General features: G+C 54.5%; 15 protein-coding genes. 9 read left to right on the plus strand and 6 right to left on the minus strand.

Annotation, left to right across the window (positions count from 1 at the left end):
• Window positions 1–24: 24 nt before the first annotated feature.
• Complete coding sequence (locus EQG79_RS17230; protein WP_129602824.1) at window positions 25–1,242, minus strand: pyridoxal phosphate-dependent aminotransferase; 1,218 nt, start codon at window positions 1,240–1,242, stop codon at window positions 25–27.
• A 92-nt stretch (window positions 1,243–1,334) separates the two neighbouring features.
• Window positions 1,335–2,243: a 16S rRNA (cytosine(1402)-N(4))-methyltransferase RsmH gene (rsmH, locus tag EQG79_RS17235; RefSeq protein ID WP_129602826.1), complete on the minus strand. Its 909-nt coding sequence runs from the start codon at window positions 2,241–2,243 to the stop codon at window positions 1,335–1,337.
• A 117-nt stretch (window positions 2,244–2,360) separates the two neighbouring features.
• Between rsmH and EQG79_RS17240 the strand changes: the two genes are divergently transcribed.
• On the plus strand, window positions 2,361–3,611 hold the full coding sequence (locus EQG79_RS17240) for a TlpA disulfide reductase family protein (protein WP_129602828.1): 1,251 nt from the start codon (window positions 2,361–2,363) through the stop codon (window positions 3,609–3,611).
• A gap of 105 nt (window positions 3,612–3,716) precedes the next feature.
• Here the strand turns inward: EQG79_RS17240 and lpdA are convergent, their stop codons facing one another.
• Window positions 3,717–5,117, minus strand: a complete 1,401-nt coding sequence (gene lpdA, locus EQG79_RS17245; protein WP_129602830.1) for a dihydrolipoyl dehydrogenase — start codon at window positions 5,115–5,117, stop codon at window positions 3,717–3,719.
• 217 nt (window positions 5,118–5,334) lie between these two features.
• Here lpdA and EQG79_RS17250 point away from each other — a divergent pair, with 217 nt between their 5' ends.
• Window positions 5,335–5,901, plus strand: coding sequence for a hypothetical protein (locus EQG79_RS17250; protein ID WP_077922614.1), 567 nt, complete (start codon window positions 5,335–5,337; stop codon window positions 5,899–5,901).
• A 7-nt stretch (window positions 5,902–5,908) separates the two neighbouring features.
• On the opposite strand, the gene EQG79_RS17255 is transcribed toward EQG79_RS17250, so the two are convergent.
• A complete protein-coding gene (locus EQG79_RS17255) occupies window positions 5,909–8,089 on the minus strand; it encodes a tetratricopeptide repeat protein (protein WP_077922615.1) in 2,181 nt (726 codons plus the stop codon).
• A 560-nt stretch (window positions 8,090–8,649) separates the two neighbouring features.
• Between EQG79_RS17255 and EQG79_RS17260 the strand changes: the two genes are divergently transcribed.
• The 3 genes from EQG79_RS17260 (at window position 8,650) to nth (ending at window position 10,240) form a co-directional block, all read left to right on the plus strand.
• Window positions 8,650–9,249, plus strand: coding sequence for an RNA polymerase sigma factor (locus EQG79_RS17260; RefSeq protein ID WP_077922616.1), 600 nt, complete (start codon window positions 8,650–8,652; stop codon window positions 9,247–9,249).
• Window positions 9,224–9,475: a hypothetical protein gene (locus EQG79_RS17265; protein ID WP_077922617.1), complete on the plus strand. Its 252-nt coding sequence runs from the start codon at window positions 9,224–9,226 to the stop codon at window positions 9,473–9,475. The genes EQG79_RS17260 and EQG79_RS17265 overlap by 26 nt, the downstream gene beginning before the upstream one ends.
• Window positions 9,476–9,580: 105 nt before the next feature.
• On the plus strand, window positions 9,581–10,240 hold the full coding sequence (gene nth / locus EQG79_RS17270) for an endonuclease III (RefSeq protein WP_077922637.1): 660 nt from the start codon (window positions 9,581–9,583) through the stop codon (window positions 10,238–10,240).
• Between the two features lie 27 nt (window positions 10,241–10,267).
• Here nth and EQG79_RS17275 read toward each other — a convergent pair whose 3' ends face one another.
• Window positions 10,268–10,687, minus strand: a complete 420-nt coding sequence (locus EQG79_RS17275; protein ID WP_077922618.1) for a nucleoside-diphosphate kinase — start codon at window positions 10,685–10,687, stop codon at window positions 10,268–10,270.
• A 138-nt stretch (window positions 10,688–10,825) separates the two neighbouring features.
• Between EQG79_RS17275 and EQG79_RS17280 the strand changes: the two genes are divergently transcribed.
• The 4 genes from EQG79_RS17280 (at window position 10,826) to rdgB (ending at window position 14,547) form a co-directional block, all read left to right on the plus strand.
• Window positions 10,826–11,857 carry a DHH family phosphoesterase gene (locus EQG79_RS17280; RefSeq protein ID WP_129602832.1) on the plus strand — a complete coding sequence of 344 codons (1,032 nt, stop codon included), beginning with the start codon at window positions 10,826–10,828 and terminating at the stop codon, window positions 11,855–11,857.
• 80 nt (window positions 11,858–11,937) lie between these two features.
• A complete protein-coding gene (locus EQG79_RS17285; protein WP_129602834.1) occupies window positions 11,938–12,858 on the plus strand; it encodes an FKBP-type peptidyl-prolyl cis-trans isomerase in 921 nt (306 codons plus the stop codon).
• Window positions 12,859–13,003: 145 nt separating this feature from the next.
• The gene (locus tag EQG79_RS17290; RefSeq protein ID WP_129602836.1) at window positions 13,004–13,909 is read left to right on the plus strand and encodes an FKBP-type peptidyl-prolyl cis-trans isomerase; all 906 of its coding nucleotides are present in this window, start codon (window positions 13,004–13,006) and stop codon (window positions 13,907–13,909) included.
• A gap of 59 nt (window positions 13,910–13,968) precedes the next feature.
• Window positions 13,969–14,547 carry an RdgB/HAM1 family non-canonical purine NTP pyrophosphatase gene (gene rdgB / locus EQG79_RS17295; RefSeq protein WP_129602838.1) on the plus strand — a complete coding sequence of 193 codons (579 nt, stop codon included), beginning with the start codon at window positions 13,969–13,971 and terminating at the stop codon, window positions 14,545–14,547.
• 90 nt (window positions 14,548–14,637) lie between these two features.
• Here the strand turns inward: rdgB and EQG79_RS17300 are convergent, their stop codons facing one another.
• A complete protein-coding gene (locus tag EQG79_RS17300) occupies window positions 14,638–16,752 on the minus strand; it encodes a peptidylprolyl isomerase (protein ID WP_129602839.1) in 2,115 nt (704 codons plus the stop codon).
• Between the last annotated feature and the right edge of the window lie 145 nt (window positions 16,753–16,897).

The raw sequence follows: 16,897 nt of genomic DNA on the forward strand, positions 1-16,897 counted from the left end.
CCGCTTTCGGTTATAACCTACTGCTTAGTGCAGCGTTGCTACGGCATCTTTAATGCGCTGAACCGCTTCGGCCAGGGCCTCGTCAGACGCAGCCGTACTGATACGCAGGCAGTTGGGAGCGCCAAATCCAGAACCGGCCACGGTTGACACATAGGCCGTATTCAGCAGCCACTCCGCAAAATCATCTGAATTTTCGATGCGGGTCGTACCGTCGGTCTTACCGTAGTAGTGGCTGATGTCGGGGAAAGCATAGAAAGCTCCTTCCGGCACGTTGGTCCGGAAGCCGGGTACTTCCCGCAGGAGTTGAACGACCAGATCCCGACGGCGCTGGTAGGCCTGGGTCATCTCTTTCGACGCATCGAGCGGGCCGCTGATGGCAGCAACAGCGGCTTTCTGAGCAATGGAGTTGGTACCCGAGGTTACCTGTCCCTGAAGTTTCTCTACCCCTTCCGCAATCCACTTGGCAGCACCGATATAGCCGATGCGCCAGCCCGTCATGGCGTATCCTTTCGCCACGCCATTGACCGTAATAACCCGATCGGCAATGGCCGGAATCGAGCCGATACTGAAATGACCTTCGGGGGTGAAGTTGATGTATTCGTAAATCTCATCGGCCAGCACGAACAGGTTGTCGTGTCGGGCAACCACGTCGGCAATGGCCCGCAGGTCGGCTTCGGAATAGATCGAGCCCGTTGGGTTGTTCGGCGACGCGTACATCACGATCCGGGTGCGGTCCGTGATGGCGGCCTCAAACTGCTCCGGGGTTACTTTGAAGTTGTTTTCAAACGCCCCGTCGAGCACAACGGCCTTCCCTTCGGCGAGTTTAACCATTTCGGAGTAGCTCACCCAGTAAGGCGCGAAGATGATCACCTCATCGCCGGGGTTGATCAGCGTCTGGATTACGTTGGCCAGCGAGTGTTTGGCGCCGGTCGACACAACAATATTTTCGGGTTTCCAGTCGATGTTGTTGTCACGCTTGAACTTGTCGGCAATAGCTTTGCGCAGGTCCGGATAGCCGGCAACGGGCGAGTATCCGTGGAACCCGTCGTCAATGGCTTTCTTGGCGGCTTCGCAGATGTGGGCGGGGGTTTTAAAATCCGGCTCTCCTACGCTCAGGCTGATTACTTTATGACCTAGCGCGGCTAGTTCACGGGCTTTTTTGGTCATCGCCAGCGTGGACGACTCCTCCAGCGCGTTGATGCGATCGGCTAACAAACTCACGGTGTCAAGCGTGGCAGACATAACAGGATGGTTTTTTATGAAATTGACAACAAACCGACCGCAAAGATACTAGGTTTTTAACGGCGGGGCAGTATCGTTTGACAAATAAAAATTTACAGTTTTTCAGCGATCCGCAGTTTAGCACTACGGGCGCGGGGGTTGCGGGCTACTTCGTCGGGCGTGGCTTCGATAGGTTTTCGCGTAACCGAACGGAGCGGCTTGATCTCATTCCCGAACAGATCCTTCTCTACTTCGCCCTGGAACTTGCCTTTGTTGATGAAATTTTTCACCAGCCGGTCTTCGAGCGAGTGATACGCCATCACCACCAGTCGCCCGCCCGGTTTCAGGATACCCGGCACCTGCTCCAGAAACTCCTCCAGCGCCGTCAGCTCTTCGTTCACCTCGATGCGCAATGCCTGAAAAACCTGCGCAAAGTATTTGTTTTCCTTGCCACGCGGGACAAACCGCTGCAGCGCATTTTTCAGATCATTAACGGTGTTGAGGGGCCGGTTCGAGCGGGCCGACACGATGGCACCGGCGGCCGTTCGGGCGTTGGTGATTTCGCCGTACATCCCCAGAATCCGGTGCAGGTCAGCTTCCGTGTATTCGTTGACAACCTGCCGGGCCGTACGGTCGGCCTGCTGGTTCATGCGCATATCGAGATCGGCGTCGAAGCGGGTAGAAAAGCCCCGCTCGGGCGTGTCGATCTGGTGCGACGAAATGCCCAGGTCGGCCAGAATGCCATCTACCTGATCCGCTTTATAGAGCCGGAGGTAACGCTTGATATTTCGGAAATTGGACGCCACAAACGTCAGGCGCGGATCGTTGATGGCCTGCGCGTTGGCCCGGGCGTCGGCATCCTGATCGAACCCAAACAGCCGCCCGCCTTCCAGCTGTTCGAGAAGGGCACGGCTGTGGCCCCCACCGCCAAAGGTTACGTCGACATAGGTGCCGCCCGGCTGCAGGTTCAGTCCGTCGAGGCAGGCCTGCAGCATAACAGGCTCGTGGTAATTCGTTGTCATTCGTTATTATTGGTTATCATTCGTCTAACCGCCCTTTTTGGCACTGTCGAATGATTATTTTCGGTTGAACCAACCTGTTTGCCCGGTCGTTTCGTGAACAGCATGTCCCATCTCCGCATGAAAAAAATCGTTTCCTTCGGGGCCATTGCCCTGCTCATTGCCACAGCCATGGCCTGTTCAGGTCAGTCAGAATCAACTACCGTCACACCGGGTCAATACCGCGCCGTACTGAAAACCCGCGGAGGTGATTTACCGTTCGGTCTCGATATCCAGCCGGGCCAGGCAGCAGGCTATACCGTTTTTGCACTCAACGGCAGCGAACGGCTTCCCATGGACCCGGCTACGGTACAGGGCGACTCGATCCGGATTCCGATGGCCCTTTTTGAATCAGAATTAGTTGCAAAGATAGACGGTAATACGCTCCGGGGCGTGTGGCGCCGGCGACGAACTGCTCAACAAATACAAACATTACCGTTTGAGGCCACGCTCGGCTACACGCAGCGCTTTGTACCGACTGCCCAAACCGCAGTAGCGACCCTGACTGGCAGCTGGGCTACCGACTTCGGCAACAAATCGGGGCGGGTCGATACGGTCAATGCGGTAGGGGTGTTTAAGCAGACAGGCAACCGGGTGGCCGGTACCTTCCTGACTCCCACCGGCGACTACCGTTATCTGGATGGCAACGTGGTTGGCGACAGCCTGTTCCTATCCTGCTTTGATGGGTCGCACCTGTTTTTGTTCAAGGCCAGGCACAATCCGCAGGCTAAAACGCTGTCCGGAGGGTTCTGGTCGGGCGTATCGGGCTACGAACCCTGGGCGGCCCGCTTCGATCCGGCAGCCAAACTCCCCGATCCGGCCAGCCTCACCTACCTGAAACCGGGCGCCAAAACGCTGCGCGTCTCCTTCCCTGAACCCAACGGCCAGCTGGTCTCCCTGAGCGATCCGCGCTTTAAGAATAAAGTGACCGTTGTGCAGATCCTGGGGTCCTGGTGTCCGAACTGCATGGATGAAACCAATTTCCTGAGCCCCTGGTACAAGCGCAACCGCAGCCGGGGCGTCGAAGTACTGGGCCTGGCTTTCGAGCGATCGGCCAATATGGCCGAGTCAGGGCCAAAAATTGACCGGATGAAGCAACGCTTCCAGATCGACTACCCGGTCGTGCTGGCCGGCACCAACGACAAAGCCGAAGCCAGTAAAGCACTCCCCGACCTTAATGCAGTGGTGGCCTTTCCGACCACCCTCTTCATCGATAAGAAAGGCCAGGTTCGGCACATACACACCGGCTTCAGCGGCCCCGGAACCGGAGCGTATTACGACCAGTATGTCTCCGAATTCAACCGACTGATCGATAAACTACTGGCTGAATAAGCCTCCGCACGGACCACTGTCGAACGAAGTACGGCTCAAAATCAACGAAGCCCGGCTGTTGAAAAACAGCCGGGCTTCGTTTTATAGGTTTGCCAAAAAAAAGCCTTACATGTTGATAGCCCGGTTATCGGTAGCGGCCAGACAGGCTTCTTTAAACGCTTCGGTATACGTCGGGTGGGCGTGCGACATCCGGCTGACGTCCTCGGCCGAGGCCCGGAACTCCATAGCCACAACCGCTTCGGCAATCATGTCTGCCGCCCGGGGGCCGATGATGTGAACCCCCAGAATCTCGTCCGTTTCTTTATGAGCCAGCACTTTCACCAGCCCGTCGATGTCCATACTCGCCCGCGCACGACCCAGTGCTTTGAACGGGAATGAGCCGGTCTTGTACGGGATACCCTGTTGCTTCACCTCTTCTTCGGTATAACCAACGGCGGCTACTTCGGGCCAGGTGTATACCACGTTCGGAATGAGCCGATAGTGAATATGGGGTTTTTGACCCGCAATGGTTTCGGCAATGAACGTACCCTCTTCTTCCGCTTTGTGGGCCAGCATAGCCCCCCGGATAACGTCGCCCAGTGCGTAGATGTGTGGCACGCTGGTCCGCAGGTTATTATCAACCTCAACTTTCCCCTTGGCATCGGTTTTCAAACCGGCAGCTTCCAGATTGAGACCATCCGTATACGGACGGCGCCCTACCGAAACCAGGCAGTAATCACCCGTCAGCGTAATCTGTTTGCCGTCGGGCGTGTCAACACTGACCACCACTTCATCGCCCTTGTTCTCGACCTGGGTTACCTTGTGGTTGAAATAAAAATCGGCGCCGAGTTTCTTAATGGCTTTCTGTAACTCTTTGCCCATCGTTTTATCCATGGTAGGGATCATGGAATCGAAAAACTCAACGAACGATACTTTACCCCCCAGCCGGGCGTAAACCGACCCAAGCTCAGCCCCGATAACGCCAGCCCCGATAATGATCATGTGCTTCGGCACCTGTTCAAGCTTCAGCGCTTCGGTTGAGGTGATGATGCGTTTCTTATCAACCGGCATCGACGGAAACGACAGCGGTTTCGAGCCGGTGGCGATGACAATGTTCTTACCTTTTATGGTTTCTTCGCCCCCGTCCGTTTTGGCAATTTTAACCGTATGCGCGTCTACGAAAGAGCCTAGTCCATAGAAGGTATCGATTTTGTTTTTCTTCATCAGAAAAGCAATCCCTTTCGTGGTCTGATCAACGACGTCCTGTTTGCGGCTGATCATCTGCGCCAGATCGACCTGCAGGTTGTCGAGTTTGATACCGTGCTGGGTAAACGTGTGAGCGGCATTGTAATAGTGCTCCGACGAATCGAGAAGGGCTTTGGAGGGGATACAACCTACATTGAGGCAGGTTCCGCCCAGGGCTGGGTATTTCTCGATGATAGCTGTTTTAAGCCCGAGTTGCGCACACCGGATCGCGCCGGTATAGCCGCCCGGTCCTGAACCGATAATAATTACGTCGTATTCCATGAAACAGTTGTTCAGCAGTTTAAGGCATCAGATTTCAGTTCATTGCAGGCTCCGACCTGTGATCGATACCCTGTACGCCTGAGACATGAACCCGTTTAGTAAATAGCATTGTCGCTGCAAATTTGGTTCAGAATTCTGTTCGCTAAACCGATTTCTAAAAAATCGTGTTGGTGGTTGGTGAAGGTCATTGCCTTCAACCGTCATCCGGCATTCGTTTATGCGCTTCGTTTCGCTACTTATCTTCCCTGTATGGCTGACTGTCAGCAGCTGCAACAACCCCAACCAGCAAAACCAGCCTCCTGTTTATTATGATGTGGCCGGTTTTGTTCAGAAACAAATTAAGGGACTAACGGCCCGCAAGCCACTTGTTCGGAAAACCGTTCAGATCAATCAGGAACGCAGCCAGCAGCAAACCGCCGAACTGGACTGGAGCCGCGAGCTGGAACTGTTCAGCCAGGCAGATATCAACAAACCGGCGCTACGCAGCAGCTATCAGATTGCCCGCCCCGATTCGCTGACGTATCAGTACACCCTGAAAAAATCAGAAGAACGCCTGACGGTTCGCTCGCTGACGGTCCGGCTCGACTCAACAACGCGGCAGCCCCGCCAGATTGAGGCCGTACTGCAAACCAGTAACCCACTGTATTCGTCAGAGCGCCATCTATTGCTGGAGAACGGCCTGTCAGGACAGCAGTGGCAGGTGAAACGGTATAAGCTGGCCGGATTTCAAAAGCTGTCGTACTTCGACAAAAACGAGTTCATGGTAGAAGGTCGCCTTCCCTAGCCGACCATCAGCTTACTACGGTGTTGACCGATACGGGCAGTATAAAAATGAAGGTTGTGCCCCCGCCCCGCTCCGAGTGCACTTCGTAACGACCCTGAATCTGATCCATCCGGGCCTGAATATTGCGTAGCCCCATACCGGTGGCATCGGTCGGGTCCATTCCGCAGCCGTTATCCTTGATAATCATGTTCAGTTCCTGATCGAACCGACGGAATAGTATGTCGGCTTCGGTAGCTTCTGAATGCCGTAAGATATTACTGCACAACTCGATACAGATTGAATACAGATTAAACTCGGTTGTTTTTCCCAGGCGTGGTAGCGCGGCCACGTCCAGCCGGAACGTTACGGTCTGCATCAGGTTGAGCTTGTTAATCAGCCGCATCAGCGCTTCGGACAATCCCTGCTTTTCGAGTTCGTCGGGCTGCAGGTTATGCGACAGGTAGCGTACCTCCGCGAAGGCTTCTTTGGTCATACCGAGCAGGTTCTGGTAAATCAACTGCTCACGCTCCGACAGATGCGTCGGGTTCAACGCCGACAGGCTCGTTTTGATGGCCGCCAGCAGGCCACCCAGGCTATCGTGCAGATCGGCGGCCATTCGTTTACGCTCCAGCGTTTGCCCACGTAGCAGCGCGTCTTCAATTTCCCGGTTTTTGGCCCGCAGCTGGTCGTTAGCCGCTTTTAGCTCCGCCGTTCGTTCTACGACTTTCCCTTCCAGATCGTGGTTAAACTCCTCGATCCTGCGCTTTTGCCGATCAATGAGCCGGCTTTTCCGGAAGTAGATCACGGTAAATACGAGCAGCATGACCAGTCCACTCACCAGGAAAAAGCGAATGATTTGCTCTCGTTCAATATCGCGTTTGAGCGCGTCGACGCGGGCCATACTCTCCAGTCGGCTTTTCTGCGAATCGGCCCTCAACCGTTCGGTCTCAACGCGCTGCTGCAACTGGCTCAGCCGGGTTTTACTGGCGAGCTGCTCCCGTTCCGTCTCGGCCAGTAACCGGCTTATTTCAGCCTGCCGACGTACATCGATCAGCTGTTGCTGTTGAATCAGCCGTTCCCGATCGGCTTCGGCCCGCACCTGGTTGATGTCATACTTTTTCTGCATGGCCGACAGCTCTTCTACCCGCCGGAGATTGGTCAGACTATCCCGCAGCACTACGTATTCTTCGTACATAGCCAGCGCCTGATCAGACTGGCCGGCTGCCCGATACGCCCGATACAAGGCCTGGGTAGCCATCTGCCGCATACGCAGGTAACCGGACTGACGGGCAACGGCCAATGCTTTTTCGCCAAACTCAATGGCCAGACGCGGTCGGTTGGTAAGGGTGTAACATTCGGCCAGCCTGGCCCAAACGGCAGCCTGCCCCGCCCGGTCGTTCAGCTGAGTCCAGACGGCAAGCCCTTCGTCAAAGATCCGTATGGCCTGCTCGGGCTGGCGCCGGCTGATGAAAAAATCACCCAGCCGCTCATCAGCATAAGCCAGATTAGTTTGCGAGCGCGTTTCCAGCGCAATCTGCCGACTGGCTTCAAACTGCTGACGGGCCAGGTCGTACTGCCCCTGAATTTCATAGACCTCTCCCATCTGCGTAATGGCCTGGGCCGTTAGCAGCTTGCGGTTTTTCCCTGTCAGGGAGGTGTTCTGGGCCAGCAGGTTCAGGGAGGCCTGGTAACTCTTGAGCGCGTTCTGGTATTCTTTCAGCAGTACGTAGATATCGCCCATGTTCATCTGCACCTGCCAGAGCGGAGAGCTCTCGCGCGGCAAACGTATACAGGCCTGGGAAACGCGCTGATTGATCTGTAGCGCCTGCAGATAGTCGGCCTTGACAACGCGCAGGTAATATTCCTGCTGCATGAGGCCGCGCACCACGAACAAAGGATTATGATACGCCAGGGCGCGCTCTTCCAGCCGTTTGGCGTAGGTATAGCTACTGTCGCGCAGCGAGCCGCGGGTTTGCTTGAACACGGCCGTCATGAACCGCAGTCCTTCGAGCCGCAGGGAATCGGTACGACGGGAGCGTGGCAGCGATTCGACCTGCTGACGGTAGGTACGGCCCAGCGTCAGCAGACTGTCAATATACCCCGCATCGCCCCGCCGGTCGAAGTTAAATTCCGGCAAACCCGGGAACGATTGGGCTATACCGGCCAGATGCAGGCCGAGCACCGCGATACCGAACCAAAACCATCTCATAGGTATGTACTGGAAATCCAGCAGACAACGTAGCCTCTAAAGTAAGAAATATACTCAGAAAATCAAGCAATTAGCCCGGCAATTTTGTTGAACGGCATGGGGTTTTTGGGAAGTGCGGCCCAGTGGTTTCTGAATAGAATTTACGGAAATGCCCTCGCGTATTCAATCAAAACCATTTACTTTACGACCTCGGGTTGCTGGCCCCCCGTTATTAGTCGTCTGAAAATGCCGCCCGGGCAACCCGGTCAAAAACTATTTTTTCATTCATTTAAACGATTGCCCCTCTGGGTGAATCTATACTGAAGACGCTAACGTAAGTACAATTAAATCTGCGAAAAAGCATTTCTTTGCCAATCCAAATCAAAACCGGACAGAAGCGCCTATTCAATTATTTTTTCGCTGCGTTTAGCCCGGTTTGGCAGATTTTTTGTACTGACAATTTGGAAATGAGCACAGAATATTCTTAATTTTATAGCGACGAATCTCCCGGTTACAAAAAACTTAATCCCCCCACACACTATCGGAACACAGCTCTACGTTACTTAATTGTCTTACTGAAAATGGAAAAAGCCCAGGTAAACGATAGTGAGCTGATTTCCCTGTATATCCGTGGTAATGAAAAAGCCTTTGCCAAACTAGTGCAACGGCATAAGTCGAAGATTTACACCACCATTTACTTAATTGTAAAAGACCAGTATGTGGCGGAAGATTTGATGCAGGACACGTTCATCAAGGCCGTGGATACGCTCAAGTCAGGTAAATACAACGAGGAAGGTAAATTCCTACCCTGGATCATCCGGATCGCTCATAACTTGGCCATTGACTATTTCCGAAAAGATAAACGCTACCCCAGTGTGGTGTTTGAGGACGGAAGCAGTGTGTTCAACACGCTAGAGTTCGCGGAGGATTCGGTCGAATCACTCCAGATTCGGCAGGAAACACACGAGCATTTGCGCGAGTTGATCCAGCGGTTGCCCGAACAACAGCGTCAGGTGCTTATCATGCGGCACTACGAGGAAATGAGTTTCCAGGAGATTGCCGATGCTACCGGCGTCAGTATTAACACGGCATTGGGACGTATGCGTTACGCGTTGATCAATTTGCGTAAACAACTAAGCAAACGTTCGCCGAGTTATGACAAAAACTTTTACCCAAGATGATGTAGTCCGGTATGTCTACGAGGAAACCTCTCCCGAGGAAAGCCTCCTCATTGAAGACGCCCTGATGTCGGAACCGGAATTGATGACGTTCTTTCTCGACGCCCTCGAAATGCGGTCGTTGATGAACCGGATTGAACGCGAACCCCGGCCAGATACGGTCCAGTCTATTCTCAATTATTCCAGAAACCATCCGGCAAACCCGCCTGCCCGTCTGCGTCATACGTAAGCGAGCTGGTGTGTTTTGTCGTTATGTAACGGGTATAACCCCGCACAAGGTCAGTTTCCCAATCCGGAACCTACCTTTGTTCGGGGCTATACCCGTATTATCTATATGCTGAAAAAAGAACGTTTCCGCCGTTTCATTGAGTACTTTACCCAACACTATCCCGAGCCACAGACCGAGCTGAATTTTTCCAATCCGTTCGAGCTGCTCGTAGCGGTGATTCTGTCCGCCCAGTGCACCGACAAACGCATCAACCAGATTTCGCCCGCCTTATTTGCACGGTTCCCGGAGCCGGAGTCACTGGCGGTAGCCTCGGTCGACGAGGTCTTCAGCTACATCCGTAGTGTGTCGTATCCGAATAATAAAGCCAAACACCTGGTTGGCATGGCCCGAACCCTGCTGGAGCGGTTTGGAGGAGAGATCCCGGCTACGGTGGAGGAGTTACAGACGTTGCCGGGCGTGGGCCGTAAAACAGCCCATGTGATACTGTCGGTCGTGTATAATGAACCGACTATGGCTGTCGATACCCATGTATTTCGGGTATCACACCGGCTGGGGCTGGCTCCGCTTACCGCCACAACCCCACTGGCCGTTGAAAAGGCCCTCATGGCCCACATACCCAAACAGTACGTTCCGAAAGCGCACCACTGGCTTATACTTCACGGCCGGTACGTTTGCCTGGCGCGGAGTCCCAAATGCGACGCTTGTGCGCTGCGGGATTTTTGTAAGTACTACGAAAAGCGAATGGGGTCCATAGTGGTGCAGTGAGCCGATTGGCTCACTGCACCAGTGGATTTAATACTGCTCCGTAGCGGAGAAAAAGAAACTGCCCTCAATCTGAGCGTTCTCGTCAGAATCAGACCCGTGAATTGCATTGGCCTCGATCGACTTGGCATACAGTTTCCGGATGGTCCCTTCTTCGGCCTGGGCGGGATTGGTTGCTCCGATCAGCTTCCGGAAATCGGCTACTGCATTCTCTTTCTCGAGAATCATCGGAACGATGGCACCTGACGACATGTACGTTTTCAGGTCGTTGTAGAACGGACGCTCGCTGTGTACAGCGTAAAACTGCCCCGCCCGCTCGGTTGTCAACTGCGTTTTTTTGATAGCGACGATGCGGAAACCCGCTTCTTCGATCATTTTCGTGATTGCTCCGGTATGCCCGGCCGCTACGGCGTCGGGCTTAATCATGGTGAACGTACGGTTCGTAGCCATTATGGGTTATTGTATCCAAATTTTATTTGGGCGCAAAGCTACGAACTTCCCATCGAAATGCCGCGCTGGTACATAGGCCGACTGGTATCCAAATTATTCGTACTTTTGAGTTTCGATTGAGGCTCCGGCCGTTTGTGTATGCAAGACATTGAAGCAATTGGTGCGGTTATTGGGAAACACCCAGGTGGCCCCGCGCAAACCGTACTGATTACCACCCACCAGAACCCCGATGCCGATGCTATGGGCTCTTCGCTGGGACTGGCGGGCTACCTCCGCAAAAAAGGCCACCGGGTTACGGTGGTTACTCCTACCGACTACGGCCAGAACCTGCATTGGATGCCGGGTAATGAGGGTGTCATCGCGTTTGACGAGAAGCAGCGCGTAGCCGTCAGCCAGCTGTTCGACGAAGCCGATCTGATCTTTTGCCTCGACTTTTCGGCCCTCGACCGCATCCGGGAACTGGGCCCGCTGGTACGGCAATCGCGGGCGCGGAAAGTGATGATCGATCATCACCTCGAACCCGAATCGTTTGCCGACCTCACCCTCTGGGATCCTACCGCTGCCGCTACGGCCGAGCTGGTATACCGGCTTATCGTTGAACTCGGCGATAGAGACCTGCTCGATGTGCCGATTGCAGAATGCCTTTACTCGGGCCTGATGACCGACACGGGCTCGTTCCGCCACTCCAACACGACCGGTAATGTGCATCGCATGGCCGCTAACCTCCTCGACCTCAACATCGACGTAAGCAGCATCCACCGGCGCATTTTCGATAACGTTTCGCTCGACAAGTTTCGGATGCTCGGCTACGTGCTGAACGAAAAGCTGAAGGTCCTGCCTCAGTACCGGTTCGCGTACATCACCCTGACCGATGCCGAACTCAAACGCTACCGCTCCAAAACCGGCGATACCGAAGGCATGGTCAACTACGCGCTGGCCGTTGAAGGGGTGGTGATGGCCTGTATTCTCATTGACCGGGTTGACGAAATCCGGTTGTCGTTTCGTTCTGTAGGTGACTTCTCGGTGCGCGAACTGGCCAGTACGCACTTCAACGGTGGGGGCCATCGAAATGCAGCGGGCGGACGCTCGAAAAGCAGTCTGGCCGAAACGGAACAGAAACTCTTATCCATATTGCCGGACTATCAACAAAAGTTGGCAGAAACGGTGTAAACCAGCAGTTTTGTCGTTTCCGACCGGCACTGGCCCTCGGAAACGCTAAACCACAAACCAACCAATAAACCAGTTAAAACATGTCTCTTAAACATTTCGGGAAAGCCGCCCTGATCGTCGCTGTGGTAGCGGCCTGCGGTAAAAACCGCGTTCAGGTAACGGATAACGGCCTGAAGTACCAGATCCACGAGCAAACCGAGAGCACTCGCAAAGGGAAGGTAGGCGATATTCTGACGCTTCACCTGACGCTGATGAACAATAAAGACTCGGTGCTGCGCGATACGCATAAAGAAGGCGCTCCCTTCCAGATGCTACTGCAGGTTCCGCCTTTCAAAGGATCGTATGAAGAGGGCCTGACCATGCTGGGCAAAGGCGACAGCGCCACGTTCTACGTAAGTGCCGACTCGCTCTTCACCCGCGCCATGCAGCCGCTGCCGCCGGGCGTTCAGAAAGGTACCGATATCGGTATTGCGGTGAAAGTACTGAACGTACAGACCGAAGATGAGTACAAGAAAACCCAGGCCGCCGATTTCGAGAAGCAAAAAGGCATTGATACCAAAACCATCGAGAGCTACGTGGCCAAGAACGGTCTGGCCGGTAAAGCCCAGAAAACGGCGGGTGGCGTATATTACGTAGTTACCCAGCCGGGCGCGGGTCCTACCCCCTCGGCTGGCGATATCGTATCGGTACAGTATACCGGCAAACTGCTGGATGGTAAAGTATTCGATAGCTCCAGCAAGAGCTTCAACCCGCAGGCCGACGGTCGGCCCGTCCAGTTCCCGATTGGCGTTGGTCAGGTCATTCCGGGTTGGGAAGAAGGGGTGATGCGGATGCACAAAGGTGAGAAAGCTACCCTGATCATTCCGTCAACGCTGGCTTACGGCTCCCGCGCCAACCCCAAGATTCCGGCCAACTCGGTACTGCTGTTCGATATCGAACTGGTCGATTTCCAGAAAGGCCAGCCCAATCAGATGCCAGGCATGCCACAACCAGGCCGGTAAGCAGTTCAGGTCGCACTGATGGGCATACGTTCGTCTCACCCGTCCGTACGACAGCCTGATTTTTACAGGCTTCAGTGAACAGAGAACGGCGTTATTTTCGTTCTCTGTACAGAAACTCCCGGCAAAGGGCCTTGTATAAAAAGTTATGATACTCAGTAAGAATCGCTCGTTTTGGGCCGTTGGCCTGTTGGCTGTTTCGGCATTGCTTAGCGCCTGCGAACAACCAGGCGAAGCCCTGATCGAACGGAAGAAGCGCGAGAACGAAGCCGATATACTGGCTTACATCGCCCAGAACAACCTGAACGCAACCAAAACCGACGAAGGAATCTGGTATTTTCAGACAAAGGCGAACGCAACCGGCCAGGCTCCCCTGACCGGCGACGAGGTGAAATATCATTTCGTTGCCCGTCGGCTGGATGGTGTCATTGTCGATAGTACCGATCAGGCCGGTAACAAACCCGAAACGGTTATTCTGGCCGGTACCAACACGATTGGTATCACCCTCGGTAAATACGCGGGTATTCTGAAGCTGAGACAGGGCGAAGAAGGAGCCGTACTCGTTCCGGCCTACCTGGACGGCGGCCGAAACGGGAATCTGGTGCTGCCCCAGTACTCCCCGGTTCGGTACGACCTCAAAATCGTATCGGTTCGGAATCAGAACCAGCAGATTCAGGATTACATCCGGGCCAATAATCTTACCGTTACGACCCTGACCACCGATAGTGTTCGGGTCATCAAAACGCTGACGCAGCCTGCCGACTCAATGGCTATCGTAACCGGCAAAACGGTGACGATGAAGTACGTTGGCAAGCGGCTGAACGGCACAACGTTCGACTCGAACACCGCGGGTACGTTTAAGGTGCAGATCGGCACCAAGCAGGTTGTTCCCGGATTTGAGAGCGGACTGACAGCCCTGCGGGCCGGTGAGAAAGCAACCATCATCTTCCCGTCATCGCTTGGTTACGGAACAACGGGTACCGGAAGCGGAGCCAACCGGATTCTGCCCTATACGCCACTTCTATTCGAGCTGGAAATCGTCAAAGTCGAGTAACCCGGCCGCAACCTCAGGAAGCCGTTTGTAGTTCTATCTGCAAACGGCTTTTTTTGCTTATGGAACTTTGCTTTGCAACCAACAATCCGAATAAACTGAACGAAGTATCAGCCGCCCTGGGCGACGCTTTCACCCTTCGTACCCTGCAGGACATTGGCTGCACGGATGAACTACCCGAAACCAGCGGCACTATAGCCGGCAATTCGCGCCAGAAAGCGGAATACATCTGGAAGCATTTTGGGGTATCCTGCTTTGCCGATGACTCAGGACTCGAAATAGACGCCCTGGATGGTCGCCCTGGTGTTGACTCAGCTTACTATTCGGGCAGCCGCGATGCCGCTCAGAACATACAGCGGGTGCTAACCGAGCTGCAGGGGCAAACCAACCGTAAAGCCCGGTTCATTACGGTCTTCACGCTGATTCTGCACGGAGTTGAACACCAGTTCGAAGGCATTTTCGAAGGAACAATCATCGATGCACCACGGGGCACGGGTGGCTTCGGCTACGACCCGATCTTCCTGCCCGACGGAGCCGATCGAACGCTGGCCGAGTTGACCATGGCCGAGAAAACCGCCATCAGCCACCGTTCCCGGGCGCTCGCCAAAATGGTGGCTTATCTGCGGGAACAAGCGTCCTGAACCAATCCTATTGATTGCCGGTACCGTGTCGGCTGGACATAAAAAAACCTGCTTCTGATCAGAAGCAGGTTTTTCTTTGGAGCGGTATCTTTAATAAAACTTGGCCCGGCGATCTTCAACTTTAGCAGCTTCTTTGATAGCCTCGTTGATATAGAAACCTGTGCGGGAAGCTACGTTCTGTTGCAGCTGGGTTTTGTACAGATTGTAATCGGCAACCGCTGGCGCTGGCGTCAGGCGGGTTGTCTCAACCATCAGTACACCGGCGTCTCCGGCAAACGCTTTCGAACGCTTGCCAGCCTTCTGACCAAATGCACGACCCAGGGCTACCGGATCGACACCAGCGCTACGCAGGAAGCCCGTTGCCAGGTTTACATCCTGAACTTCTTCAACCAGCGCACCGGCACCGTATTTCTGCGCGATCGACTCGAGGGTGCCGCTGGCACTGCCGAGTTTGCCCATGATCTGCTCCGCTTTCAGTTCGTTGCGAACTTTGGCGGTCAGTTCGGTACGGTAGTCGTCAATTTTAACCTCGTCTTTGTCGGTCTTGTTGGTCAGCACCGCAATAACGTACTGGTCGCCAACTTCAAACGGCTCCGATACCTCGTTAACGTCCGTTTTGTCGTCAAATGCCCAGCGTACCACCGCGCGGGCATCGGTTAGCGCGTTGATGTTCGATGCGCCTTCGGGGATACGATCGGCGGTGGCCACAACCAGCGATTTGTCTTCTTTAACCTTAGCGTCGAACTCCTCCTTCGTCTGCACTTGCGAGGCAAACTGATCGGCTTTGCGAAGTGCTTCGTCGCGGGTGGTCTGGCTGGGCGCAATGGTTTTGCCGATACCGACAACCCGGTATAGCTGGTTCGTTTTGGCTTCGGTTACTTTGATGATGTGGTAACCGAAATCGGTTTCGATAACGCGCGGAATCAGCCCTTCGCCGGCAGCACCGAACACGGCCGACTCAAACGGTTTCACCATCTGGCCATCGTTTTTAAAGTAACCCAGGTCACCACCATTCTGCGCCGATCCGTCGGCGCTATTGGTTTGGGCCAGGGCTTCAAAGTTGGCACCACCCTGAATCTGGGCCAGGAGTGCTTCGGCCCGGCGACGGGCATCGGCCTTGGCCGAATCGGTCTGAGCCGTTGGGCGAACCAGAATATGGCTGGCACGGGCGGTAAAGCTCGTATCGCGTTTGGTACCGCCGTACTTATAGATGAAATAGGTATTGCCTTCACGGAACGGGCCGTAGATACCACCTGGCGAGAAGGTAGGAATGGACGCGCGGAGCTGCTCGGGCATTTCGCCAGCAGTCAGGTACAGCGGCACGCGAACGTCAGAGTTCTGCTGGGCAAAAGTCGAGTCGTTCGGTGCGGCACCCAGGCCACGGGCCAGGGTCTTGATTTCGTTGTACAGGGCGGTGCTGTCTTCTTTCGATGGCGCCACCGAGAACGTCACGTATTGGAGCGAGCGGCTGTTGGCACCCGGATACTCGTCTTTGTGCTTGTTGAGGTAGTCCTGCAGCTGCGAGTCGGTAACCTTCACCGTTGTGTCGTTGATCGTGTAGTAGGGCACGAACAACAGCTTCACATCGGCTTTAGTGTTCTGGGCCTGGTATTCCTTCTGGGCTTCGGCCGTGGTGGCAAAGATCGACAGACGCATCAGGCCTTCGTACTTACTGCGAAGCCGGTCGGCGCTCAGGTTTTTCTCGAAACTGGCCCAGGCAGCCTGCTGCTGCGGAGGGAGGTTCTTCAGGCCTTTGAGGTAGCTAACGATCTGGCTCTTGTCGAACACCCCCGTTTGGGGGTTCGTAAAGGCCTGCCGAACAGCCGGGCTGATGTTATTCCCCTGAACCATGTCGATGAGTTCTTCGGGCGATACTTTCAGACCGAGCTTGTCGAATTCTTCCTGGTAAGCAATCTCGAACAGCAGCTGGTTCCAGGCCTGCTCGCGGAGCTGAGCCATGTCCTGATCGGCGGGTGCGCGACCGGTCTGCTGTTCAAACTGCGCCCGGAGTTCATCTACCTTGGCGTTGAATTCCTGATAGTCAATGGATTTGCCGGCAATTTCGCCAACTTCCTGCTGGTTTCCACCGAATAGCAAGCTTCGGCCGCCGAGCAGATCTCCCCCCACGATGAACAGAATCAAGCTGACGGCGATAACACCGACGGCCAGCCCTGACCGTTCTCTGATCTTGTTAATAACAGACATTTCGCGTTATACGTACAATTTAGCCCGCAAAATAACAATTTTCCTCATTGGGATACAAGGGTTTTGGGCACGAGATAGACACCGGTCACGTATTTTTTTACGAGGCTGTCAGTAAACGGAGCTGACTATACTTACTCCAGTCGAT

Origin of the sequence: Spirosoma sordidisoli, assembly GCF_004138325.1 — a bacterium.
In the GTDB taxonomy this organism is placed as follows: domain Bacteria; phylum Bacteroidota; class Bacteroidia; order Cytophagales; family Spirosomataceae; genus Spirosoma; species Spirosoma sordidisoli.

Coding starts and splice junctions, on each gene's coding strand:
- rsmH (WP_129602826.1), bottom strand. CDS start 2,243: ATGACAACGAATTACCACGAGCCTGTTATGCTGCAGGCCTGCCTCGAC.
- EQG79_RS17290 (WP_129602836.1), top strand. CDS start 13,004: ATGATACTCAGTAAGAATCGCTCGTTTTGGGCCGTTGGCCTGTTGGCT.
- EQG79_RS17255 (WP_077922615.1), bottom strand. CDS start 8,089: ATGAGATGGTTTTGGTTCGGTATCGCGGTGCTCGGCCTGCATCTGGCC.
- EQG79_RS17240 (WP_129602828.1), top strand. CDS start 2,361: ATGAAAAAAATCGTTTCCTTCGGGGCCATTGCCCTGCTCATTGCCACA.
- EQG79_RS17300 (WP_129602839.1), bottom strand. CDS start 16,752: ATGTCTGTTATTAACAAGATCAGAGAACGGTCAGGGCTGGCCGTCGGT.
- EQG79_RS17265 (WP_077922617.1), top strand. CDS start 9,224: ATGACAAAAACTTTTACCCAAGATGATGTAGTCCGGTATGTCTACGAG.
- EQG79_RS17250 (WP_077922614.1), top strand. CDS start 5,335: ATGCGCTTCGTTTCGCTACTTATCTTCCCTGTATGGCTGACTGTCAGC.
- EQG79_RS17230 (WP_129602824.1), bottom strand. CDS start 1,242: ATGTCTGCCACGCTTGACACCGTGAGTTTGTTAGCCGATCGCATCAAC.
- rdgB (WP_129602838.1), top strand. CDS start 13,969: ATGGAACTTTGCTTTGCAACCAACAATCCGAATAAACTGAACGAAGTA.
- EQG79_RS17280 (WP_129602832.1), top strand. CDS start 10,826: ATGCAAGACATTGAAGCAATTGGTGCGGTTATTGGGAAACACCCAGGT.
- EQG79_RS17260 (WP_077922616.1), top strand. CDS start 8,650: ATGGAAAAAGCCCAGGTAAACGATAGTGAGCTGATTTCCCTGTATATC.
- EQG79_RS17285 (WP_129602834.1), top strand. CDS start 11,938: ATGTCTCTTAAACATTTCGGGAAAGCCGCCCTGATCGTCGCTGTGGTA.
- lpdA (WP_129602830.1), bottom strand. CDS start 5,117: ATGGAATACGACGTAATTATTATCGGTTCAGGACCGGGCGGCTATACC.
- nth (WP_077922637.1), top strand. CDS start 9,581: ATGCTGAAAAAAGAACGTTTCCGCCGTTTCATTGAGTACTTTACCCAA.
- EQG79_RS17275 (WP_077922618.1), bottom strand. CDS start 10,687: ATGGCTACGAACCGTACGTTCACCATGATTAAGCCCGACGCCGTAGCG.